The organism is Micrococcus sp. Mcc28 (assembly GCF_024519775.1).
Taxonomy (GTDB): domain Bacteria; phylum Actinomycetota; class Actinomycetes; order Actinomycetales; family Micrococcaceae; genus Micrococcus; species Micrococcus luteus.
Genome location: NZ_JALJRH010000008.1, coordinates 49750 through 71233, shown reverse-complemented (window position 1 = coordinate 71233; position 21484 = coordinate 49750). Strand labels below are relative to the sequence as shown.

Annotated in this window: 18 protein-coding genes; 9 read left to right on the top strand and 9 right to left on the bottom strand. The window is 73.8% G+C overall.

Features of this window, described 5'->3' with window-relative positions; translation table 11 throughout:
• The first annotated feature begins 29 nt into the window (after positions 1–29).
• The 6 genes from hpaE (at position 30) to NR073_RS05980 (ending at position 8015) form a co-directional block, all read left to right on the top strand.
• Positions 30–1574, top strand: a complete 1545-nt coding sequence (gene hpaE / locus NR073_RS06005; protein WP_256748680.1) for a 5-carboxymethyl-2-hydroxymuconate semialdehyde dehydrogenase — start codon at positions 30–32, stop codon at positions 1572–1574.
• Positions 1575–1836: 262 nt separating this feature from the next.
• Positions 1837–3003, top strand: coding sequence for a 3,4-dihydroxyphenylacetate 2,3-dioxygenase (gene hpaD, locus NR073_RS06000; protein WP_113914330.1), 1167 nt, complete (start codon positions 1837–1839; stop codon positions 3001–3003).
• A 394-nt stretch (positions 3004–3397) separates the two neighbouring features.
• Positions 3398–4183 (top strand): 2-keto-4-pentenoate hydratase, encoded by a 786-nt coding sequence (locus NR073_RS05995; protein ID WP_044658782.1) that lies wholly within the window; start codon positions 3398–3400, stop codon positions 4181–4183.
• A 142-nt stretch (positions 4184–4325) separates the two neighbouring features.
• Positions 4326–5186 carry an HpcH/HpaI aldolase/citrate lyase family protein gene (locus tag NR073_RS05990; RefSeq protein WP_041102612.1) on the top strand — a complete coding sequence of 287 codons (861 nt, stop codon included), beginning with the start codon at positions 4326–4328 and terminating at the stop codon, positions 5184–5186.
• 209 nt (positions 5187–5395) lie between these two features.
• A complete protein-coding gene (locus tag NR073_RS05985; protein ID WP_060974235.1) occupies positions 5396–6346 on the top strand; it encodes a hypothetical protein in 951 nt (316 codons plus the stop codon).
• Positions 6347–6518: 172 nt separating this feature from the next.
• Positions 6519–8015: a YdiU family protein gene (locus NR073_RS05980; protein WP_060974236.1), complete on the top strand. Its 1497-nt coding sequence runs from the start codon at positions 6519–6521 to the stop codon at positions 8013–8015.
• Between the two features lie 27 nt (positions 8016–8042).
• Here the strand turns inward: NR073_RS05980 and NR073_RS05975 are convergent, their stop codons facing one another.
• Both NR073_RS05975 and NR073_RS05970 read right to left on the bottom strand, forming a co-directional pair.
• A complete protein-coding gene (locus NR073_RS05975) occupies positions 8043–9332 on the bottom strand; it encodes an NAD(P)/FAD-dependent oxidoreductase (RefSeq protein WP_041102609.1) in 1290 nt (429 codons plus the stop codon).
• Positions 9329–9658: a bifunctional 3-phenylpropionate/cinnamic acid dioxygenase ferredoxin subunit gene (locus tag NR073_RS05970; RefSeq protein ID WP_002857882.1), complete on the bottom strand. Its 330-nt coding sequence runs from the start codon at positions 9656–9658 to the stop codon at positions 9329–9331. Before NR073_RS05970 ends, NR073_RS05975 begins: the two co-directional genes overlap by 4 nt.
• A gap of 321 nt (positions 9659–9979) precedes the next feature.
• Between NR073_RS05970 and NR073_RS05965 the strand changes: the two genes are divergently transcribed.
• A complete protein-coding gene (locus tag NR073_RS05965) occupies positions 9980–12043 on the top strand; it encodes a LysM peptidoglycan-binding domain-containing protein (protein ID WP_041102608.1) in 2064 nt (687 codons plus the stop codon).
• Positions 12044–12230: 187 nt separating this feature from the next.
• Here NR073_RS05965 and NR073_RS05960 read toward each other — a convergent pair whose 3' ends face one another.
• Genes NR073_RS05960 through NR073_RS05950 form a run of 3 tightly spaced genes read right to left on the bottom strand, consistent with a single transcriptional unit; the run spans position 12231 to position 14994 of the window.
• Positions 12231–12896 (bottom strand): 3-oxoacid CoA-transferase subunit B, encoded by a 666-nt coding sequence (locus NR073_RS05960; RefSeq protein WP_020624468.1) that lies wholly within the window; start codon positions 12894–12896, stop codon positions 12231–12233.
• 8 nt (positions 12897–12904) lie between these two features.
• Positions 12905–13669 carry a 3-oxoacid CoA-transferase subunit A gene (locus NR073_RS05955; RefSeq protein WP_020624469.1) on the bottom strand — a complete coding sequence of 255 codons (765 nt, stop codon included), beginning with the start codon at positions 13667–13669 and terminating at the stop codon, positions 12905–12907.
• A gap of 47 nt (positions 13670–13716) precedes the next feature.
• Entirely contained in the window at positions 13717–14994 is a 1278-nt protein-coding gene (locus NR073_RS05950; RefSeq protein WP_020624470.1) for a thiolase family protein, read from the bottom strand.
• A gap of 95 nt (positions 14995–15089) precedes the next feature.
• Between NR073_RS05950 and NR073_RS05945 the strand changes: the two genes are divergently transcribed.
• Positions 15090–15962: an IclR family transcriptional regulator C-terminal domain-containing protein gene (locus NR073_RS05945; RefSeq protein ID WP_020624471.1), complete on the top strand. Its 873-nt coding sequence runs from the start codon at positions 15090–15092 to the stop codon at positions 15960–15962.
• Between the two features lie 159 nt (positions 15963–16121).
• Here NR073_RS05945 and NR073_RS05940 read toward each other — a convergent pair whose 3' ends face one another.
• Positions 16122–17474, bottom strand: coding sequence for an NAD(P)-binding domain-containing protein (locus tag NR073_RS05940; RefSeq protein ID WP_020624472.1), 1353 nt, complete (start codon positions 17472–17474; stop codon positions 16122–16124).
• Positions 17475–17923: 449 nt separating this feature from the next.
• Between NR073_RS05940 and NR073_RS05935 the strand changes: the two genes are divergently transcribed.
• Entirely contained in the window at positions 17924–18550 is a 627-nt protein-coding gene (locus tag NR073_RS05935; protein ID WP_129867092.1) for a DUF4352 domain-containing protein, read from the top strand.
• 68 nt (positions 18551–18618) lie between these two features.
• On the opposite strand, the gene NR073_RS05930 is transcribed toward NR073_RS05935, so the two are convergent.
• From NR073_RS05930 to NR073_RS05920, 3 genes are all read right to left on the bottom strand, one after another.
• Complete coding sequence (locus tag NR073_RS05930) at positions 18619–19044, bottom strand: carboxymuconolactone decarboxylase family protein (protein ID WP_044658774.1); 426 nt, start codon at positions 19042–19044, stop codon at positions 18619–18621.
• 63 nt (positions 19045–19107) lie between these two features.
• Complete coding sequence (locus NR073_RS05925) at positions 19108–19905, bottom strand: alpha/beta fold hydrolase (RefSeq protein ID WP_020625038.1); 798 nt, start codon at positions 19903–19905, stop codon at positions 19108–19110.
• Positions 19906–19971: 66 nt separating this feature from the next.
• Entirely contained in the window at positions 19972–21411 is a 1440-nt protein-coding gene (locus NR073_RS05920) for a lyase family protein (protein WP_051995299.1), read from the bottom strand.
• Between the last annotated feature and the right edge of the window lie 73 nt (positions 21412–21484).

The following is a 21484-nucleotide window of genomic DNA, read 5'->3' as shown; positions in this document are numbered from 1 at the left end:
CACCCGAAGCACTCAGTGAAAGAGACACCATGACGGAGAAGACCAGCATCGAGGCCCGCAAGCCCGCGGGCCTGCCCGACGTCCTGCGCCACTACATCGACGGCGAGTTCGTCGACTCGATCGACGGCGACACCTTCGAGGTGCTCGACCCGGTGACCAACGAGCCGTACCTGACGGCCGCCTCCGGCAAGGCCGCGGACATCGACCGCGCCGTCGCCGCCGCGAAGCGGGCCTTCGAGTCCGGCGAGTGGTCCCAGGCCCTGCCGCGCCAGCGCTCCCGCGTGCTGCACCGGATCGCCGACATCATGGAGACCCGCGGCGACCAGCTGGCCGAGATGGAGTGCTTCGACACCGGCCTGCCGATCAAGCAGGCGAGGGGCCAGGCCGCCCGCGCCGCCGAGAACTTCCGCTTCTTCGCGGACCTGATCGTGGCCCAGCACGACGACACCTTCAAGGTGCCGGGCCGCCAGATCAACTACGTGAACTGCAAGCCGATCGGCGTCGCCGGCCTGATCACCCCGTGGAACACCCCGTTCATGCTGGAGTCCTGGAAGCTGGCCCCGGCCATCGCCACCGGCAACTCGGTGGTGCTCAAGCCCGCCGAGTTCACCCCGCTCTCGGCCTCCCTGTGGGGCGGGATCTTCGAGGAGGCCGGCCTGCCGAAGGGCGTGTTCAACATGGTGCACGGCTTCGGCGAGGAGGGCTACGCGGGCGACCCGCTCGTGAAGCACCCGGACGTGCCGCTGATCTCCTTCACCGGCGAGTCCCGCACCGGCCAGATCATCTTCGCCAACGCCGCCCCGCACCTGAAGGGCCTGTCCATGGAGCTCGGCGGCAAGTCCCCGGCCGTGGTGTTCGAGGACGCGGACCTGGACGCGGCGATCGACGCGACCATCTTCGGCGTGTTCTCCCTGAACGGCGAGCGCTGCACCGCCGGCTCCCGCATCCTGGTCCAGCGCTCCGTCTACGACGAGTTCGTGGAGCGCTACGCCGCCCAGGCCTCCCGCGTGAAGGTCGGCCTGCCGGACGACGAGACCACCGAAGTCGGCGCCATCGTGCACCCGGAGCACTTCGAGAAGGTCATGTCCTACGTGGAGATCGGCAAGACCGAGGCCCGCCTGGTGGCCGGCGGCGGCCGCCCGGAGGGCTTCCCCGAGGGCAACTTCGTGCAGCCCACCGTGTTCGCGGACGTGGCCCCGGACGCCCGGATCTTCCAGGAGGAGATCTTCGGCCCGGTGGTGGCCATCACCCCCTTCGACACGGAGGAGGAGGCCCTCGAGCTGGCCAACAACACCAAGTACGGTCTGGCCGCCTACATCTGGACCAACGACCTCAAGCGCGCCCACAACGTCGCGCAGAACGTGGAGGCCGGCATGGTGTGGCTGAACTCCAACAATGTGCGGGACCTGCGCACCCCGTTCGGCGGGGTGAAGGCCTCCGGCCTGGGCCACGAGGGCGGCTACCGCTCGATCGACTTCTACACCGATCAGCAGGCCGTGCACATCAACCTCGGCGAGGTCCACAACCCGGTGTTCGGCAAGCAGGAGCAGGCCGCGGCGCAGATCGACGGCTGACCCCGCGCTGACCGGCGACCATGACGGCGCCCGCACCGTCCCCGCGACGGTGCGGGCGCCGTCGTCGTGGTGGGGCCGGGCCGGGTCTCTCCCCCGGCCCACCGACGCGGGTTGAGTTGTCGCGGGTGCGGGCGCCCCGGACCCGCGACAACTCAACCCGCGTTCCTCGACCGCCTTCCCGCCGGTCGCCCGGATCGTATACGATCGAGCCCGTGACCGTGTCCCAGGCCACAGCGCACCGCCCCCTCACCAAGGAGCACCGATGACCAACCTCGAGAGCCGCCAGAAGACCTCCTCCGGCTTCTTCGTCACCAAGGAAGTCCCCATCGACCCGGAGAACCCCCTCCCCACCCCGACGTCCGAGGCGCCGGACATCCTGCGCTGCGCCTCGATGGAGCTCGTGGTCACGGACCTCGCCGCCTCCCGCGAGTTCTACGTGGACGTGCTCGGCCTGGTGGTCACCGAGGAGGACGAGGAGACCGTCTACCTGCGCTCCATGGAGGAGTTCATCCACCACAACCTGGTGCTGCGCCAGGGCGAGACCGCCGCCGTGGCCGCGTTCTCCTACCGCGTGCGCACCCCCGAGGACCTGGACAAGGCGGTCGCCTTCTACGAGGAGCTGGGCTGCCGCGTGGAGCGCCGGAAGGACGGCTTCGTCAAGGGCGTCGGCGACTCCGTGCGCGTCGAGGACCCGCTGGGCTTCCCCTACGAGTTCTTCCACGACGTCGAGCACGTGGAGCGCCTGGCCTGGCGCTACGACCTCTACACCCCGGGCGCCCTGGTCCGCCTGGACCACTTCAACCAGGTGACCCCGGATGTGCCGCGCGCCGCCCGCTACATGCAGGACCTGGGCTTCCGCGTCACCGAGGACATCCAGGACGAGAACGGCACCGTCTACGCCGCGTGGATGCGCCGCAAGCCCACCGTGCACGACACCGCCATGACCGGCGGCGACGGCCCCCGGATGCACCACGTGTGCTTCGCCACGCACGAGAAGCACAACATCCTGGCGATCTGCGACAAGCTCGGCGCCCTGCGCATGTCCGACCACATCGAGCGCGGCCCGGGCCGCCACGGCGTCTCCAACGCGTTCTACCTCTACCTGCGCGACCCGGACGGCCACCGCGTGGAGGTCTACACCCAGGACTACTACACCGGTGACCCGGACAACCCCGTGGTCACCTGGGACGTGCACGACAACCAGCGCCGCGACTGGTGGGGCACCCCGATCGTGCCGTCCTGGTACACCGATGCCTCCCGCGTGCTGGACCTCGACGGCAACCTGCAGCCGCTGGTCTCCCGCACCGACGACTCGGAGATGGCCGTGACCATCGGCGCCGACGGCTTCTCCTACACCCGCGAGGGGCAGGGCGAGGAGTCCATGCCGGAGTGGAAGCAGGGCGAGTACAAGCTCGGCAACCAGCTCTGACCGGCACGGCCGGCACCGCTTCGGGACACCACGACGACGGCGGGCACCCAACGCAGGTGCCCGCCGTCGGCGTCCGCCCTCCCTACCATCCTCCGCGTCTCCCCGCCCCACGCCGTTCGAGGCGGAAAATCCACCTCATTCGAGCCGGGAGGGCCAGTTTGAGCTCGATTTCCCGCCTCAAAGCGTGGGGAGCAGGGGTGTCCCGCCTCGCAGACGGGCGTCGGGGGGCTGGCCTGGCTCACGGTGCACCGCCGCAAGCCCGGGCTGGGCATCGGGACGCGCGCCCCGGACTGATCCGGGGCGGTGACAGGATGGCGACGGGGCCGGGGGCCGAGCCGCGTAATCGTATACGATGAAGGCCAGGCCCCTGCCCGTCGTCGTGAAGGAGACCGCTGTGCTGGACCACGAGACCCACGTCAAGATCGCCGACGAGCTGCACCGTGCGGGCATCGACCGCGTGCCCGTGCCGCGGCTGACCGCGCGCTACCCGGAGATGGAGATCGAGGACTCGTACGCCGTCCAGCGCATCTGGGCCGAGCGCCAGGTCGAGGCGGGCCGCCGCAAGGTGGGCCACAAGATCGGCCTGACCTCCAAGGCCATGCAGGACGCGACCGGGATCGACGAGCCGGACTACGGCGTGATCTTCGACGACCAGGTGTTCGAGTCCGGCCACGTGTACGAGTGGAAGAAGTACACCCATCCGCGCGTCGAGATGGAGCTGGCGTTCGTGCTGCGGGACGAGCTGCGCGGGCCCGGCCTGAACCTGATGGACGTGCTGCGCGCCACCGAGTACGTGGTGCCCGCGCTGGAGGTGCTGGACTCGCGCATCGAGATGGCCGGCCGCACCATCACGGACACCATCTCGGACAACGCCGCCCTGGGCTCCCTGGTGATCGGCGGCCGCCCCGTGGGCGTGCACGACGTCGACCTGCGGTGGGTCTCCGGCATCCTCTCCCGCAACGAGGAGATCATCGAGACCGGCGTGGCCGCGGGCGTGCTGAACCACCCGGCCAACGGCGTGCACTGGCTGGCCAACCGCATCGCCGAGCACGGAGACGCGCTCGAAGCCGGTGAGATCGTGCTCGCCGGCTCCTTCACCCGCCCGATGTGGGTGTACGAGGGCGACACCGTCTACGCCGACTACGGCCCGCTCGGCACCATCACCTGCCGCTTCGCCTGACCCGCCCGTCGTCGTCGCCCCGCCCGCCCGCGCCCGCCCGCCCGCAACGCGGGTTGACCTATCACCAGTACGACGCCGCTCCACCCGCGACAACTCAACCCGCGTCGGGTGGAGGATGCGGAGAACCCCGGAGGAACGTCCCATGCCCGTCCGCCACAACCCGCAGCCGCTGTTCCGCGACCTCTTCACGCCCGAGGCCGTCGCCGCCCGTGGGGGCCGCCCCGCCGCCGGCATGTTCCTCTCCTCCGGGGACCCGACGACGGCGGAGATCTGCGCCGGCGCGGGCCTCGACTACCTGCTCATCGACGCCGAGCACGCCCCGCTGACGCTGCAGGACGTCCTCGCCCAGCTGCGCGTGATCGCCGGCTACCGCGTGCCCACCCTGGTGCGCGTGCCGGCGCTGGACACCGTGGCCATCAAGCAGTTCCTGGACCTGGGCGCCCAGACCCTGTTGGTGCCCATGGTCGACGACGCCGCGATGGCCCGCAGCGCCGTGGCCGCCGCCCGCTACCCGGACGGCTCCGCCGAGGGCGGGGTGCGCGGCGTGGGCTCCGCCCTGGCACGCTCGGGCCGCTGGAACCGGATCCCCGGCTACCTGCCCGGCGCGGCGGACCACGTCTCCGTGATCGTGCAGATCGAGACGGCCGCGGGCGTGCGCAACGCCGACGAGATCGCGGCGGTGGACGGGATCGACGGCGTCTTCATCGGTCCCTCGGACCTCTCCGCGTCCCTGGGACTGCTCGGCCAGCAGTCGCACCCGGAGGTGGTGGCCGCGGTCGAGGAGGTCATCGCGAAGGTCAAGGCCGCCGGGAAGTTCGTGGGCGTCAATGCGTTCGTGCCCGCGCAGGCCGACGCCTACGCCGCCGCCGGTGCGGACTACGTCAACGTGGGCGCCGACGTCGCCCTGCTGGCCCGCGCCGCCGAGGCCCTCGCCGACCGCTGGTGCCCGGAGCCGAGCGACGCCGCGGCCGACGGGGAGGGCGCGCCCCGCACGTCGTACTGACCTGGTCATCCCCTCACTTCGGGGCGCGAAATCCACCTCAAGAACGCCCGGTCCTGGCCCATGACGTGGATTTCCCGCCTCGAATGGCTCGGGGCCGGCGCCCCGGGGGACGTCACCGCCTCCTGCACAACCGCACCGGACCCCCTCGTGCGTCCCCAGGCCCCCGCTCGTCCGTCTCGGGACGCGGAGCGACGGGGCACGCTCGCCGCATGTCCCGTCGCCCCGCCCCGCTGCCGCCGTCGATCGACCCCGCCGCCTTCACGGTCGACGACGCGCGCCGGGCGGGCGTGACGTGGTCCCGACTGCAGTCCTCAGACCTGCGGCGGCTGCGCCACGGCGTCTACGGGCCGGCCGGCCCTGCGGCGGCCCCCGTCCGTGAGTGGACGATGGATGAGATCCGCGCGTACCAGCGGCGCCATCCCGATGTCGTCGTCAGCCATGAGACCGCCGCCCGCCTGCACGGCCTGACCGTGCCCGAGCGGCTGCTGGCCCCCGGTGCGGTGCACGTCAGCGTCGGCACCTCGGGTGGCCGGCCGGTCCAGGCGGGTCTGGTGCCCCACCGCATCGAGGTGCTGGAAGGACAGCGGATGACGCGGGGCGACGTGCTTGTGACGACGCCGGCCCGCACGCTGTGGGACCTGTGCGCGGCACGGTCGGCGCTCACGGAGCGGGACGTCGTCGTCGCCGGTGACGCGCTTCTCTGCCCGCCGTGGCTGCCCGGCGGCGGACGCGGGGCTCCCGCCTACACCCCGGAGGAGCTCGTCCGATCGCTGGTCGAACGGGGACGTTTCCGGGGGCGCGGGCTGGCCCGGGCGGCGCTGGCGAGGATGCGCGTGGGGGCGGATTCGCCGCGCGAGACGCGTCTGCGGCTGGCGCTCGTGGACGCCGGGCTGCCGGAGCCCGAGGTGCAGTGCCGGCTGGACCCGTCAAACCGCCACGCTCCGACGGTCGACCTCGGGTATCGGCCGTGGCGCCTCGCGTTGCAATACGAAGGCGAGCACCACCGCACCGCCGAGCAGCAGGCCCGGGACGTGCTGCGCGACCGCTGGTGCGCCGACCACGACTGGCTCTCGATCAAGGTCATGTGGGCCGATGCCCGGGACGACTACGCGGACGTGGTCGCGCGGGTGCGGCGCCGGGCGGCCGCGTTCGGTGGGTGACCCGGTGAGATCCACGGTCACCGCAGTCCGCCACGGCCCCCCGTTTCGAGGCGCGAAATCCAGGTCATAGGGCTCTGGTCCACGCCCATGGGGTCGATTTCCCGCCTCGAAAGGACGGGCCCGGTGGGAGCCGGTCCGTGAACACCCGTCCTCCCCCACGTAGCGTGGCCCCATGACCACGTCCGTTCCCGCCCTGAGCTCGCATTTCGCCGACACCTTCCCCGAGCTCGCCCTGCCCTGGCAGGCCCAGGCCACGGACGGCCCGCAGCTCGTCCTGCTCAATGCCGGCCTCGCGGCGGAGCTCGGCCTCGACGCCGAGTGGCTCGCCACCGACGACGGCGTCTCCTTCCTCACCGGCGAGCAGCCCGGCCCGGACGCGCGGCCGGTCGCGCAGGCGTACGCGGGCCACCAGTTCGGCCACTACTCCCCCCGCCTGGGCGACGGGCGCGCCCTCCTCCTCGGCGAGCTCACGGCTCCGGACGGTCGGCTCCACGACCTGCATCTCAAGGGCTCCGGTCGCACGCCCTTCGCGCGCGGCAACGCCGACGGGCAGGCCGTGCTCGGCCCCATGCTCCGCGAGTACGTGGTCTCCGAGGCGATGCACGCCCTCGGCGTGCCGACCACGCGGGCGCTGGCCGTCGTCGCCACGGGCCACCCCGTGCGCCGCGAAACCGTGCTGCCGGGTGCGGTGCTGGCCCGGACGGCCGCGTCGCACCTGCGCGTCGGCACGGCCCAGTACGCCGCGGCTCTCCCCGAGCGGGCGGACCCCACGGAGGTGCTGCGCCGGATCGTCGACGAGGCCATCGCCCGCCACCACCCGCACGCCGCCGACGCCGAGCACCCCGCGCTCGCGCTCTACGAGGCGGTGATCGCCGCGCAGGCCGAGCTCGTCTCCCGCTGGATGCTCCTCGGCTTCGTCCACGGTGTGATGAACACGGACAACATGACCCTGTCCGGCGAGACCATCGACTACGGCCCCTGCGCGTTCATCGACGCCTTCGACCCGGCCGCGAGCTTCTCCTCGATCGACACCCAGGGCCGGTACGCGTACGGGAATCAGGGGCCCATCGCGGCGTGGAACCTCGCCCGGCTCGGCGAGGCCCTCGTGCCCGTGCTCGACGACGACCCCGACCGCGCCGTCGCGCTCGCCCAGGAGGCGCTGGGCAGGTTCCACGGCGTCCATCTCGCGGCGTGGCGGGGCGGACTGCGGGACAAGCTCGGCCTCCCGACGTCGGTGGCGGAGGACGACGTCGCCGCGCTCACCGACCGCCTGTTCCCGTGGCTGGCCGCGGCGCGGGCCGACTGGACCTCGTTCTGGGTGCGGCTGGCCGAGCACACGGCGGCGCCCGTGGACGACGACGCGGCGCGCACCGAGGCGGCACGACTCGTCCCCGGCGCCCCGGACCCCGCGGGGCTCGCCGCCTGGCTTGCGGACTGGCGGGCGATGGGTCCCGATCCGGCCCGGATGCGCGCGGTGAACCCCGTCTACATCCCGCGGAACCACCTGCTCGACGAGGCCCTGACGGCCGCGGAGGGCGGGGACCTCACCCCGGTCCACCGGCTGCTCGAGGCCGTCACGGATCCCTTCACCCCGCGCCCCGGGTTCGAGCGGCACGCGGAGCCGGGTCCGGCGGACGGGGCCCCGTTCGTCACCTACTGCGGCACCTGACCGCTTTCGTCGACGAAACGGGCGCCCTCACCCCCGCGCCAGCGACTTGACCGGCACGGCCGGGTCCGCGAGCGCGGCGGCGTCCACCACGATCCCCCGGTCGATGATGCGCCGGGCGGCCTTGACGGTCATGGGGTCGTCAATCGACGCGGCCCCGCGCAGGGTCCCGTCCGCGGCCAGCGCGAAGCTCGCCACCACGACGCCGCGCACTTCGCGATCCACGATCCGCCCACCGGCCGGCACCGTCATGTCCCCCACGGCCTCCACGTGTGCGTCGTACCGGTCGGACCAGAACCACGGGGCGCCCGGGGCGTCCGCCTGTCCCCCCAGGAACGCCGCCGCGGCGGCCGCACCGGACCGCAGGGCCGGCTCCCAGTGCCGCGACGGCGCCCACGCGGACTCCCGGGCGCGCGCGGCGTCGCCCACGGCCAGGATCCCGGGCACGGTCGTGCGGCCCATCGCGTCCGTGAGCACGCCGTCGGCCACCTCCAGACCGGCGTCCGCGGCGAGGGCGGTGTCCGGCACGGTGCCGCCGGCCAACACCACGACGTCGGCGTCCACGGTCCGCCCGTCGTGGAGGTGGAGCCGGTGGGCGGCCGGCAGTGCGGCGCCGCCGTCGGCGTCCCGGTGCTCGATCCAGGCCGCCCGCCCGACCTCGACCGCGACCCCGTGCTCGGCGTGCATCCGGTGCAGGCGGGCGGCCAGCGCTGGCCCGACCGCCGCGCGAGCCGGGGCGTCCGTCCCGGTCACGAGCGTCACCGCGGCGAGCGAGCGGCGCGCCGCGGCCGCGACCTCCGCCCCCGTGAAACCGCCGCCCACGACCGCCACCTCGGTCCCGAACGTCAGGCGGTCGCGCAGGGTCTCGGCGTCGGCGCGGGTGCGCAGGGTGATCAGGTCCGGGTGGTCGGCGCCGGCGACGTCGAGGGCCCGGGGTCGCCCGCCCGTGGCGAGCACGACCGCGTCCGCGTCCAGGACCCGCCCGGAGGCCGTCTCCACCCGGTGGGGCGCGGGGCCGCCGTCGGGGTGGACGCCGCCCGGCACCACCCGGACCGCCTCGTCCTCCACCAGCTCCACCCCGTGCTCGGCGAACCATGCCGGCGGGGCGAGCAGCAGGCGGTGCGCGTCCGCGTCGCCGGTCAGGAACTCCTTGCTCAGGGGCGGCCGGTCATAGGGCACGCCCTGCGGGTCCACGAGGGCGATCCCGCCCGCGAAACCGCGGCGCCGCAGCTCGCGGACCACGGCGAAGCCCGCGACGCCGCCGCCCACCACCACGACCGAGCCGGGCACGCCCGCCGGGGCGTCGACGTCGTGGCTCATGCGCCGGGGACGAGGTAGAGCTGGCCCTCGCGCTCCTCGACGCGGTGCACGCCGACGCCCTTGGTGGCGGGCAGGCAGAGCGCCTCGCCGGTGCGCAGGCAGAACTGCGCGGCGTGCAGGGGGCACTCCACGCGGTCGTCCTCGAGCCAGCCCTCGGCCAGCGAGGCGTCCTCGTGGGTGCACGTGTCGTCGATCGCGTGGAACTCGCCCGCGTCCGTGTGGAACACCGCGACGTCGTCCCTCGTCCCCGCCGTCGCCGCCGGGACGACGATCGCCTCGCCCTCCGGGACGTCCGCCGCCGCGCCGATGTGGATCGGCTCCGCCATGGTCTGCCTCCTCTGGTTCCCGGGCCGGGCGGCCCGTGGTGGTCTCCCGTCACCGTATCCCCCGGCGCGGACCCGACACCCCTCCGCTGTGCTCCGCCCCGGTGCCACACCGCGCCCACCTGTGAATGGGTGAACCGGACATCACGGGGGCGTGAAATCACCCGACAAGCCTTCGAAAAATGTTCCCGGGAATGGTCGATCACGCTACGATCACGACGGCTCTCCGGCCCTCATCCCGCCCTCACCACGTCACCGACCCGGGAAAGCGACACGGCCCACGCCTGTCGTTCCTCGGGCACTCCACCTTCCGAAGGCATCCGCATGAAGATTCTCCCGCCGCGTTCCGCCGCGTCCCCCCGCCCGCTCGCGCCCGCCGTCGCGGTCGCCGCGCTCTCCGTCCTCGTCGGCGGCCTGCTCCCGCAGCCGCCGTCCGCGACCACGGAGGGCGCCCCCGACGTGCGCCCGCTCGACGACGCCGCCCGCGCCACGACCGTCGGCGCGGCCGCGACCCCCGCGTCGGCCGCTCCCGTCGAGGGCGCCGGCGTCGCGACCGTCCCGCAGGAGGGCGAGAACCTCGTCCCGGCCGAGGAGGCTCCGGCCGGCGTCGTGCTCGGCGAGCCCGTGGTGGACCGCCCGTTCACGGTGGCCGCCGCCGTGTGGGACACCGCGGCGGACGACGCCGTCGAGCGCGTGGAGATCCGCGTGCGTCAGGACGGGGCCTGGGGCCCGTGGCAGGTCCTGGATCGGCCCGTCCTGCCTGAGGACGCCGCCCCCGCGCGCACCGGCACGGACCCGTTCGTCGCGTTCGGCGCGGACGGCGCCCAGCTGCGCGTGACCACCGCCGACGGCGCAGCCCCGGCCGGCCTCGAGCTGTCCCTCATCGACCCGGGCACGGCCGCCACGGACGAGACCGTCGCGAGCGCGCACCCGGCGGTGACCGCCGAGCAGGCCGCGGAGACGGCCGGCCTGCCGCGGGGCGTGAAGTCGAGCGCCGTCGTCGGGGGCGCCGCACCCGCCGAGGCCCGCACCGTGGCCACGGCCTCGGATGCGCGCGCGAAGATCCTCCCGGACGTGATCACCCGCGCGCAGTGGGGCGCGGACGAGTCCTGGGCCGAGTCCTCCCCGCAGTTCGACCAGGTGCGCGCGCTGACCATCCACCACACGGCCGGCACGAACGACTACTCGCGCGCCCAGGCCGTGGAGCAGATGCGCGGCATCTACGCGTACTACACGAGGACCCTCGGCTGGGGCGACTTCCCGTACCACCTGATCACGGACCGCTTCGGCAACATCTACGAGGGCCGCCGCGGCGCCCTGGACTCGAACCCGCTGGGCACGCACGCGGGCGGGTTCAACCGGGGCACGATGGGCATCTCCACGATGGGCAACTACGACGTGGTCGCCCCGTCCGAGGAGGTGGTGGACGCGATGGCCCGCGCCACCGCCTACTACCTGTACCGCGACGGCATCGACGCGCGGGGCCGAGTCACCCTGACCTCGGGCGGCAGCACGAAGTACGCCGCGGGCACGCCCGTCACCGTGGACACGATCTTCCCGCACCGGGCCACGTCCGCGACCGCGTGCCCGGGGCAGCACCTGATGGCCCGCTTCGACGACCTGCGGGACCGCGCCGAGGCCATCGCGACGGCGGCCGGCCAGCCGCCGGCACCGGCCACCCCGGCTCCGACGCCGGCCCCGACGACCGAGCCGTCGACCGCCGGCACGTACACGGTGCAGCCGAACGACGGCTGGTGGACCATCGCCCGCCGCACCGGCGTGCCCGCGGCCACCCTCCAGGAGCTCAACGGCATGACCGAGTCGACCGTGCTCCACCCGGGCATGGTGCTGCGCACCGTCGCCGACCCGACCGCCCCGGAGCCCACCCCGATCACCACCGGCACCTACACGGTGCAGCCGAACGACGGCTGGTGGGTCATCGCCCGACGGACCGGCGTCAGCGCCGCGGAGCTCCAGCGGCTCAACGGCATGACGGCGTCCACCGTCCTGCACCCCGGCATGGTGCTCATCACGGCCGCCACGGCGCCGGCTCCCACGCCCGCCCCCGCGCCGGCCCCGGGCACGTACACGGTCCGCGAGGGCGACGGCTGGTGGATCATCGCCCACCGCACCGGCGTGACGATGGAGACCCTCCAGCGCCTCAACGGCATGACCGCGACCACCGTGCTGCACCCGGGGATGGTGCTGCGGACCGGCCAGACCGCCTCCGCCCCGGCGCCCTCGCCCGCCACCTACGTGGTCCAGGCGAACGACGGCTGGTGGCTCATCGCCCAGCGCACGGGCGTCTCCATGGAGCGCCTGCAGCGCCTCAACGGCATGACGGTCTCGACCCTGCTCCACCCGGGCATGGTGCTGCGCACCGCCTGAGCACCCCGCCGGGACGACGTCGGCCCGCACCTGCGCGCGAAGGTGCGGGCCGCCGTCGTCGGTTGAGTTATCACCGGTCGCAGGCCGCCGCACCCGGGATAAGTCAACCGGCGTTCCTCCCCACGAGAAGTCGACGACGGCGCAGGCCTCCGGGAGCCCGTGGGGCCGGTGACTGCGGCGCGGCGGCTCAGTCCTCGAGCTTCTCGAACCGCACGCCGGGGTGCGCCGCCTCCAGCTCCTCCCACGTGATGCCGTGCAGCTCGCGGACCCGCACGACCCCGGAGGCGTCCAGCAGGAAGACGCCCCGATCCGCGTAGATGCGGGAGACGCAGCCGACGCCGGTGAGGGGGAACGTGCACTCGGCCAGCAGCTTCGGATCGCCCTTCTTGGTGAAGAGATCCATCATCACGTAGGTGTCCTTGGCGCCGATCGCCAGGTCCATCGCACCCCCGACGGCGGGGATCGCCCCGGGCTTGCCCGTGGACCAGTTGGCGAGGTCGCCGGTCGCGGAGACCTGGTAGGCGCCGAGGACGCACACGTCCAGGTGGCCGCCGCGCATCATGGCGAACGAGTCGGCGTGGTGGAAGTACGCGGCCCCGGGCAGCTCGGTGACGGGGATCTTGCCGGCGTTGATGAGGTCTTCATCGATCTGCTCGCCCTCGGCCTGCGGGCCGAAGCCCAGCATGCCGTTCTCGGTGTGCAGGGTGACGTTCTTCTCCGCCTCCAGGTAGTTGGACACCGTGGTGGGCTGGCCGATGCCCAGGTTCACGAAGGAGCCGGGGGCGATGTCCGCCGCGATCGTACGGGCCAGTTCGTCCTGGGTCAGCGGGGTGTCGGTCTGGGTGATGCTCATCGCTCTCCTCACTTCCCCTCGGCGGCCGGCTCGGCCGCGGTCGTCGTGGCCGCGCACGGCTTCGGCCGGCCCTCCGCCAGGGCAGCCCGCTCGGCGCGCTCCTTCTCCCCGGACTCGGTGTCGATCCGCACCACGGTGTCCGTGTAGATGCCGGGGGTCACCACGTGCTCCGGGTCGATCGGCTCCTCGCGGACCTCGTCCACCTGGACGATCGTGGTGGCGGCGGCCGCGGCCATGACGGGTCCGAAGTTGCGGGCGGTCTTGCGGTACACGAGGTTGCCGTGGCGGTCCGCCGCGTACGCCTTGATGAGCGCGACATCGCCGCGGATCGGGGCCTCCAGCACGTAGTGCGTGCCGTCGATCTCGCGGACCTCCTTGCCCTCGGCCAGCTGCGTGCCGTAGCCGGTGGGCGTGAAGAAGCCGCCGATGCCGGCGCCGCCGGCGCGCAGGCGCTCGGCCAGGTTGCCCTGCGGGACGAGCTCCAGCTCGATCTCCCCGGCACGGTAGGCCTCGTCGAAATGCCACGAGTCGGACTGGCGCGGGAACGAGCAGATGATCTTGGCGACCCGCCGCTCCTTGATCAGCAGCGCCAGGCCCGCGTCCGCCTGGCCCGCGTTGTTGTTGACCACCGTGAGGCCGGTGGCCCCGGACTCGAGCAGCGCGTCGATCAGCTCCATCGGCTGGCCGGCGTTGCCGAACCCGCCGATCAGCACCGTGGCGCCGTCGGTGATGCGGGAGACGGCCTGCGCGGCCGTGTCCACGAACTCCAGCATGGGGACTCCTTGGATGAGGGGGTCGGGTGGGTGCTCGGCCGGACGCGTCAGCGCGCGGCCACGTTCTCGAGGACGACGGCGATGCCCTGGCCCACGCCGATGCACAGCGCGGCCACGCCCCACCGCTCACCGGAGGCCTCGAGGCGGCGGGCCAGCGTGCCGAGCACGCGGGTGCCGGAGGCCCCGAGGGGGTGGCCGATCGCGATCGCGCCGCCCCAGGCGTTCACGATCTCCGGGTCCACGCCCCAGGCGTCCGTGCAGGCCAGGGACTGGGCGGCGAAGGCCTCGTTGAGCTCGACGGCGGCCACGTCCTTCCAGCCGATCCCGGCGCGGGACAGGGCCCGGTTCACCGCCTCCACCGGCGCGTAGCCGAAGAAGTCGGGCTCGTTGGCGGCGGTGGCGCGGCCGGCGATGCGGGCCAGGGGCTCCAGGCCGAGCACATCGGCGCCCGTCGACGAGCCCAGGAGGGCGGCCGAGGCGCCGTCGTTCATGGGCGAGGCGTTGCCCGCCGTGACGGTGCCGTTCTCCCGGCGGAACACGGTGCGCAGGCCGGCGAGGGTCTCGGGGGTGGAGTCCGGGCGGACGGTCTCGTCCCGCTCCAGGTCCGTGCCGGGCACGGCGGCCACGAGGGAGTCATACCGCCCCTCGTCCCACGCCCGCGCGGTAAGGCGGTGCGAGCGCGCGGCGAACTCGTCCTGGCGCTCGCGGGAGATGCCGAAGCGCTCGCGCAGCAGCTCCGTGGCCTCGCCGAGCGAGACGGTCCACTCCGGCGGCATCGCGTCATTGATCAGGCGCCAGCCGAGCGTGGTGTTCGCCGCCGCCAGGTCGTGCATGGGGAACGGGCGGGTGGTCTTGGGCAGCACCCACGGGGCACGGGACATCGACTCCACGCCGCCCACGAGGACCACGTCCGCCTCGCCGGTGTTGATCTGGCGGGAGGCGATGATCGCCGCGTCCAGGGAGGAGCCGCAGAGGCGGTTCACGGTGGTGCCGGGGATGGACAGCGGCAGGCCGGCCAGGAGGGTGGCCATGCGGGCCACGTTGCGGTTCTCCTCGCCCGCGCCGTTGGCGTTGCCGAAGACGACCTCGTCGATCCGCTGCGGGGCGGCGGCGTCCGTGCCGGCCTCGATCGGGCGGCCGGCGGCGGCGTCGGCCACGGCCTGGGCGGACGCGGCGCGCAGGCCCTCCAGGCCCGGGGCGCGGTCCACGAGGGTGCGGACCACGTGGGCGGCCATGTCGTCGGGGCGCACCCCCGACAGCGCGCCGCCGACCTTGCCGAAGGGGGTGCGGACGGCGTCGAACACGTAGGCATCGGTGAGGCTCATGGCCTCACCGTAGGACCGCCTCGGCGGGCGGGGAAGGGTGTGTGCGTGACGCGCACGGGCGTGCGCTGTGCGCATAGCGGACTACGCTGGCGGACATGACCGACGACGTCGACGCCCCCGGCGCACGTCCCGCGTCGGGCGGGGACGTGGTGCGCGCCCTGGCGTCCGGTCTGGCGGTGCTGCGCGCGTTCACCCCGGACACCCCCACGCTCTCGGTGAGCGAGGCCGCGACCGCCGCGGGGGTCACCCGGGCCACGGCGCGGCGCATGCTGCTGACGCTCACGGAGCTCGGCTACGCCGTGCAGGACGGGCGGCGGTTCGCGCTGACCCCGCGCGTGCTGGAGCTCGGCCACGGCTACTGGTCCGGCCGGTCCGTCTCCGAGATCCTCCGGCCGATCCTCACCCAGGCCTCGCAGCGCCTGCACCAGTCCTGCTCCGCGGGCGTGCTCCACGGGGCGCACCTGATGTACATCGCGCGTGTGCACACCGAGCGGATCCTGCGGGTGAACCTCGACGTCGGCACGCGCCTGCCCGCGTTCACCACGTCCATGGGCCGCGTGCTGCTGGCCGACCTGCCCGAGGACGAGGCCTGTGCCCTGCTCGCAGGCGCCCCGCGCACCCCCGCCACGGAGCACACCCTCACGGACGTGGACGCGCTGATGGCCGAGCTGGCGCGCGTGCGGGAGCAGGGCCACGCCGTGGTGACCGCGGAGCTGGACGCCCATCTGAGCAGCGTCGCCGTGCCCGTGCGCGACGCCGAGGGGCGAGTGGCCGTGGCGATCAACACGGCGCTGTCCCTCGGGCCGGACCATCGCGACCCGGGCGCGCGCCGGGCGGCCCTGCGGACCGGGGCCCGCGTGCCGGCGCCGCGCACGCCGGAGGTGGCGGCCGCCGTCGTGCAGGCCCTGCCGGTGCTGCGCGCCGCCGCGGACGACGCCGAGGCCGCCCTGGCCGCGCTCCAGCGCTGAGCGCCCACCCCCTTCAGCACTCCCCGCACCCGCATCCGCACCAGCACCAGCACCCGCCCCCGCGAATCGACTGCGGTTCTGACCCGTCTGAGGCCCGGAACGGCCGCCAGAAGGGTCGGAAGTGCAGTGGATTCGGAACGGGAAGGGCAGGGTGGGGGGTCAGGCCGGGAAGCGGCGGAGGTACTCCTCGAGGGAGTCGTCCGGGCGGTCCATCCACGGCACCGGGTGCGCCGCGGCCAGCGTGCCGGTCACGGTCGAGCGGTGCCGCCGGTCGCGGAACGTCCGGACGTCCTCGATCCGGGCGTCGCGCATCTCGAGGAAGGTGCGGGCCACCGCCTCGACGTCCACCTCCGGGCAGTCCGTGTGGGAGGACAGGTCCTGGATGTACGCGCCCTGGTAGGCCAGCGCGGCCGGCGGCCCGTCGATCCGCGTCATCCGCTCGAACCAGGCGTCCATGTCGGCCCGACGCTCCTCATCGCCGGGCACCGGGACGCGGCCGAGCAGCACGTCGCGGGCGAAGAAGGCCTGCGCGTCCAGGAGCGTCAGGGTGAACAGCTGCTGGGTGGCACCCAGGTAGAGCACGCGCGGGTCGGCGTGCCAGACCACGCCCTTCCACAGCCCGAACGGGGCCAGCAGGTTCGGGCCGGCCAGCGCCAGCTCGCCCGGCAGGAAGGGGTAGTGGTGGCGGTAGCCGGTGCACAGCAGCACGGCGTCGTACTCGGCGGTGGAGCCGTCCGCGAAGGTGACCTCCGCACCGTCGAACCCCTGCACCTCGGGGGCCTCGTCCATGCCGGCCGGCCACGCGATGTCCTGCGGGCGGGCACGGTAGGCGGTGGTCACGTGGGCGGCGCCGGCGCGGTGCAGCTGCAGGGCCAGGTCCTGCCCGGAGTAGGAGGAGCCCACCACGAGCACGCGACGGCCCGTGTACGGCTCCGGGCTTCGGTAGTCGTGGGCGTGCTGGACCTGCCCGGGGAAGGTCTCCACGCCGGGCCAGGACGGCAGGTGCGGGGTGTGGAAGTGCCCGGTGGCCACCACGACGCGGTCGAACCGCTCGGTGACGGCCTCGCGCGTGACCAGGTCCTCCGAGGTCACCCCGAACCCGCCGTCGTCGAGCGGCTGCACCCAGCGGACGGCCGTGGCGAACCGGATCTGCGGGCGGATGCGCCCGGCCACCTCGGCCACCCGGCCCACGATGTAGTCCCGCATGGCCTCCCGCGGGAGGTACGAGGACACGGCGCGGCCGAAATGCGCATCGAACGGGTAGTCCGGGTACTCCATGCACTCCTTGGGCCCGTTGATCCACAGGTCCCGGTACATGGCGGAGTGCACGGGCTCGCCGTGGCGGTCCGCGCCGGTGCGCCAGTCCAGGTTCCACTGGCCGCCCCAGTCGTCCTGGCGCTCGAACGCCACGACCTCCGGGACCGCCGCCCCCGCGTCCTCGGCCAGGGCGAGGCTCCTCAGCAGGGCCATGCCGGACGGGCCGGCTCCGATCAGGGCGACGCGCTCACGCATGGGTGTCCTTCCGAGAGTGGGGGTGGGGCGGCTCGGCCCGACCGTAGCACCGGCCCCCGCGAATCGACTGCGGTTCTGACCCTTCTCCGGGGTGGAACGGCCGCCAGAAGGGTCACAAGTGCAGCGGGCCACCCGCACCATGATCGACCCGCCGAACGGGGCGCGGCGGACAAGGGTCACGGCCGCCACGGCCATGAGTCCGAGGCCGTAGAGGAGGCCGGCCGGGTCCCACATGCCCAGCACGACGCCGGACCCGGCGTCGGCAAGGTCGGCATCGTGCCGGGCGAAGACCTCCTGGGCCAGCTGGAACGCGATGCTCCGGGGAGTACTCCCAGCTTCCTCTACGGCATGCGATACTCCCATCATTCATTACTCAATTCACGCGCCGTGCATGGCAGCCGTTGGCCACAACGGCATGTGACATCACTGCGCCCTCCCGAAGGAGCATCGTGGCCCGCAAGAGCAATCCTGTGTATTACGACGCCAACGGCAATGTCGTGCAGCCCCCCGCGAAGAAGAAAGGGGGGTGTCTCAAGTACGCCCTGATCGGCCTGCTCGCCCTGATCGTGATCGCCGTCCTCGCCTCCATGATGGGCGGCGGTTCGAACAGCACCTCGGAGGGGGGCGGAGAGGCCGCCTCCCAGGGCGAGACCAGCTCCAGCGACGAGGCAGCCAAGGTCGGCCTCGGCCAGGAGTTCACCGTGGGCGACTGGGCCACGACCGTTGAGTCGGTCGATACGCCCGTCGCGAGCGTCGGCCCGTCCGGCTTCTCCACGGAGGCCCAGGGCGAGTTCGTGCCCGTGCAGATCAGCGCGAAGAACAACGCCAAGGAGGAGCGGACGTTCTTCGCCGACAGCGTGAAGCTCGTCAGCGCAGACGGGGCCGAGTACAGCTACAGCACGGACGCATCGATCTACGGCACCGAGAACGGCATGAACATCGAGCCGACCAACCCGGGCAACGTGGCCAGCGGCTACCTGTGGTTCGACGTTCCGGCAGGGACCGAGATCACCCAGGTCAAGGTCTCCGGGGGCGGCCTCTCCCTCGATCAGCCGGTGGTCGTCGAGCTCGACTGATCAGCGCGCAGACGAGGCCCCATGTCCTTCCCGGGCATGGGGCCTCGTGCGCGCTGTGAACGTTGCGCTCAGAGCGGCCTGCCCTCGGCGAGGTCGGCGTCCTCCTGGGCGAGCTTGAACGCGATGTTCGCCGCCGGCACGGAGGCGTAGACCGCGGTCTGCAGGAGGATCTCCTGGATCTCCTCCCGGGTCAGGCCGTTGCGCAGGGCGGCGCGCGGGTGCATGGCGCACTCGTCCCAGTAGCCGCCGGCCACCATGGCGGAGATGGTCACGGCTGAGCGCATCCGCCGGTCCAGACCGGGCCGCGTCCAGATCGTCCCCCATGCGTAGCGGGTGATCAGGTTCTGGAAGTCCTCGGTGGTGGCGTCCTTCCTCGCCTCGGCGCGGTCCACGTGGGCGTCGCCCAGGACCTCGCGGCGCACGGCCCTGCCCGCGTCGAGCACCTCCTGGGAGGTGCGGTCCATGTCGTGCCCGATGGGCTGCTCGGCGCTCATGCGCAGTCTCTCCTCGTGGTGGGGGCGTCGTCGTGCGGGGCAGGGCGGGAGGGGGCGGGCGGCTCAGCGCGCCGGGAAGGCGGCCAGGGCCGCGGCGGTGCGCTCGGGCTGCTCGAGGGGGGCCTGATGGGCGGTCTCGTCGAACACGTGGGTCACGGTGCCCGGCACCGCGGCGGCGATCTCCTCGCCCGCCGAGGGCGGGGTGACCTGGTCCGCCACGCCGTGGATCGTGAGGACGGGGACGGCGATCTCCCCGAGGCGCCCGCGCACGTCGAAGTCGGCCAGCGCCTCGCACAGGCGCGCGTAGGAATGGCGGTCCGCCTCCTGCAGGGTGTGCAGCAGGCCCGTCGTCCGCTCCGGGTGGGCCGCGATGAACCCGTCGGCGAACCAGCGCTGCGCCGAGCCCTCGACGAGGGTCGGGGTGCCGGCACGCTCCACGAGCTCGGCGCGCTCGCGCCAGGACCCCGCCTCGCCGATCTTCGCGGCGGAGCAGATCACGGCCACACCGGAGACGGTGTCCGCGTGGTCCAGGGCCAGCTGCAGCGCCACGCACCCGTTGAGGGAGACGCCCGCGAAGTGCACGGGCAGGTCCGCGGGAACGGTGCCGTCCTCCTGCAGCGCCTGCACGGCGGCGACGACGGCGTCCGCCAGCTCCGCCATCGAGAACGGCTCGGCGTGGGGCTCGGAGGCGCCGTGGCCGGGCAGGTCGTAGCCGACCACCACGGTGTCCTCAGGGAGCTGCTGCGCGGCGAGGCTCCACAGGGCCTGGACGCCGGTGCCGAGGCCGGCGCCGACCACGAGCACGCGGGCGGGGTCCTGGGCGGGCTTCAGGAGGGTGGTGGTGACACGGGGGGTGCTCATGGGCGGTCCTTCCTCTGCGGCGGCGCCGCACCCCGAGGGGCGCGGCCGGTTCTGACGGAGATGGTCTCAGGTGCGGGGCGGCGTCGTCGTGCCCCGGCGGGCGGCGAGGAGGCGGTCCACGAGGGCCTCGGCCTCCCCCGTGTAGGCGGCGGGGTCGAGGAGGTCGTCGAGGCGGGCGTCCGGAACGGACTCCGGGACCGCCGCGCGCAGCAGGGCGCGGAAGTTCCCCTCGCACGCCAGGGAGCGGTCCACGACGTCCTGGATCAGCCGCTTCCCGGAGCCCGGCTCGCCGGAGGCCTCGTCCAGCTCCGGAGCCAGCTCGGCCATGATCGGCTCGGAGACGAGCAGCGGGCCGGTGAGCTCCAGGTTGCGCCGCATGCGGTCCTCGTGGACGCGCAGGCCGGAGACGAGCTCGCGGGTCAGGGCCGCGGTCCCGCCGGCCACCCGCAGCAGGCGGCGCAGCGCGGGCCACTCGGCGTGCCAGGCCCCGTCCGGGCGCTCGTCGTCCGCGGCGCCGGCCGCCGTGTACACCCGCGCCGCGAGCCCGGGGGCGGACAGCGCGGCGGAGCGGATCAGCACGGAGAGCACGGGGTTCTGCTTGTGCGGCATCGGGGAGGAGCCGCCGCGGCCGGCCGCAAGCGGCTCACCGAGCTCGCCGTTCTCGATCCGCGCCGATGTCAGCACGTCGTTGGCGATCTTCCCGCACGCGGCCACGACGTCGGCCAGGGCCGCGGCCACGCCCGTGACGGCCATGCGGTTCGTGTCCCAGGGCCCGGCGGGGGCGGCGAGGCCCAGCTCGGCGGCGAGGTCCTCGACCAGGGTGAACGCGGTGACCTCGGGGCCGAGGGTCCCCGCGCGGTGCGCGCGGTCGACGTGCCCGGACAGGGAGGCCAGGGTGCCGGCGGCGCCGCCCCACTGGACGGGCAGGTCCGCGACGGCGGCGGCGAGCCGATCCGCGGCCTGGCCGAGGCCGTCGAGCCAGTTCGCGGCGCGCAGCCCGAAGGTGGAGGGCAGGGAGTGCTGGGCGAGGGATCGGGCGACCATCGGCGTCGAGCGGTGGGCGCGGGCCAGCTCCGCAAGCGCGTCCTGCGCGGCGGCGAGGTCCTCGGCCAGGATCGCGCCCACCCGGCCCACCATGACCATCAGCGCGGAGTCCACGACGTCCTGGCTCGTGGCGCCCAGGTGCACGGCGCGGGAGCCGGCCGGCAGCTGCGCGCGCAGCGCCTTCAGCGCCGGGATCAGGGGGGTGCCGCCGCCCTGGGCCGCGCGGGCGAGCGCGGCGAGGTCGTAGGCGTCCGGGTCGCCCGCCGCCGCGGCGGCCGCCGCCTCCGCCTCCGTGGCGAGCCCGTGCCGGGCGAGCACGCGCACCCAGGCCGCCTCGACGTCGAGCAGGTGCCCCAGGAAGGTGCGGTCCGCGGTGGCGGCCTCCGCCCGACTGCCGGCCCAGGCCGGATCCAGGAGGCCGACGTCGGCGACGGCGGCGAGGTCGGCGGCGGCTGAGGTCATGGCGGGCTCCTGGGGTCGGAGGGGTGGGATCGGGCTCCGGAGGCGGCGTCAGGCCCGACCCGTCCCGCGTGTG

What these genes read in the sequence shown, in the direction of transcription:
- hpaE (WP_256748680.1), top strand. Translation starts at nt 30, where the DNA reads ATGACGGAGAAGACCAGCATCGAGGCCCGCAAGCCCGCGGGCCTGCCC.
- hpaD (WP_113914330.1), top strand. Translation starts at nt 1,837, where the DNA reads ATGACCAACCTCGAGAGCCGCCAGAAGACCTCCTCCGGCTTCTTCGTC.
- NR073_RS05990 (WP_041102612.1), top strand. Translation starts at nt 4,326, where the DNA reads ATGCCCGTCCGCCACAACCCGCAGCCGCTGTTCCGCGACCTCTTCACG.
- NR073_RS05985 (WP_060974235.1), top strand. Translation starts at nt 5,396, where the DNA reads ATGTCCCGTCGCCCCGCCCCGCTGCCGCCGTCGATCGACCCCGCCGCC.
- NR073_RS05980 (WP_060974236.1), top strand. Translation starts at nt 6,519, where the DNA reads ATGACCACGTCCGTTCCCGCCCTGAGCTCGCATTTCGCCGACACCTTC.
- NR073_RS05975 (WP_041102609.1), bottom strand. Translation starts at nt 9,332, where the DNA reads ATGAGCCACGACGTCGACGCCCCGGCGGGCGTGCCCGGCTCGGTCGTG.
- NR073_RS05970 (WP_002857882.1), bottom strand. Translation starts at nt 9,658, where the DNA reads ATGGCGGAGCCGATCCACATCGGCGCGGCGGCGGACGTCCCGGAGGGC.
- NR073_RS05965 (WP_041102608.1), top strand. Translation starts at nt 9,980, where the DNA reads ATGAAGATTCTCCCGCCGCGTTCCGCCGCGTCCCCCCGCCCGCTCGCG.
- NR073_RS05960 (WP_020624468.1), bottom strand. Translation starts at nt 12,896, where the DNA reads ATGAGCATCACCCAGACCGACACCCCGCTGACCCAGGACGAACTGGCC.
- NR073_RS05955 (WP_020624469.1), bottom strand. Translation starts at nt 13,669, where the DNA reads ATGCTGGAGTTCGTGGACACGGCCGCGCAGGCCGTCTCCCGCATCACC.
- NR073_RS05950 (WP_020624470.1), bottom strand. Translation starts at nt 14,994, where the DNA reads ATGAGCCTCACCGATGCCTACGTGTTCGACGCCGTCCGCACCCCCTTC.
- NR073_RS05945 (WP_020624471.1), top strand. Translation starts at nt 15,090, where the DNA reads ATGACCGACGACGTCGACGCCCCCGGCGCACGTCCCGCGTCGGGCGGG.
- NR073_RS05940 (WP_020624472.1), bottom strand. Translation starts at nt 17,474, where the DNA reads ATGCGTGAGCGCGTCGCCCTGATCGGAGCCGGCCCGTCCGGCATGGCC.
- NR073_RS05930 (WP_044658774.1), bottom strand. Translation starts at nt 19,044, where the DNA reads ATGAGCGCCGAGCAGCCCATCGGGCACGACATGGACCGCACCTCCCAG.
- NR073_RS05925 (WP_020625038.1), bottom strand. Translation starts at nt 19,905, where the DNA reads ATGAGCACCCCCCGTGTCACCACCACCCTCCTGAAGCCCGCCCAGGAC.
- NR073_RS05920 (WP_051995299.1), bottom strand. Translation starts at nt 21,411, where the DNA reads ATGACCTCAGCCGCCGCCGACCTCGCCGCCGTCGCCGACGTCGGCCTC.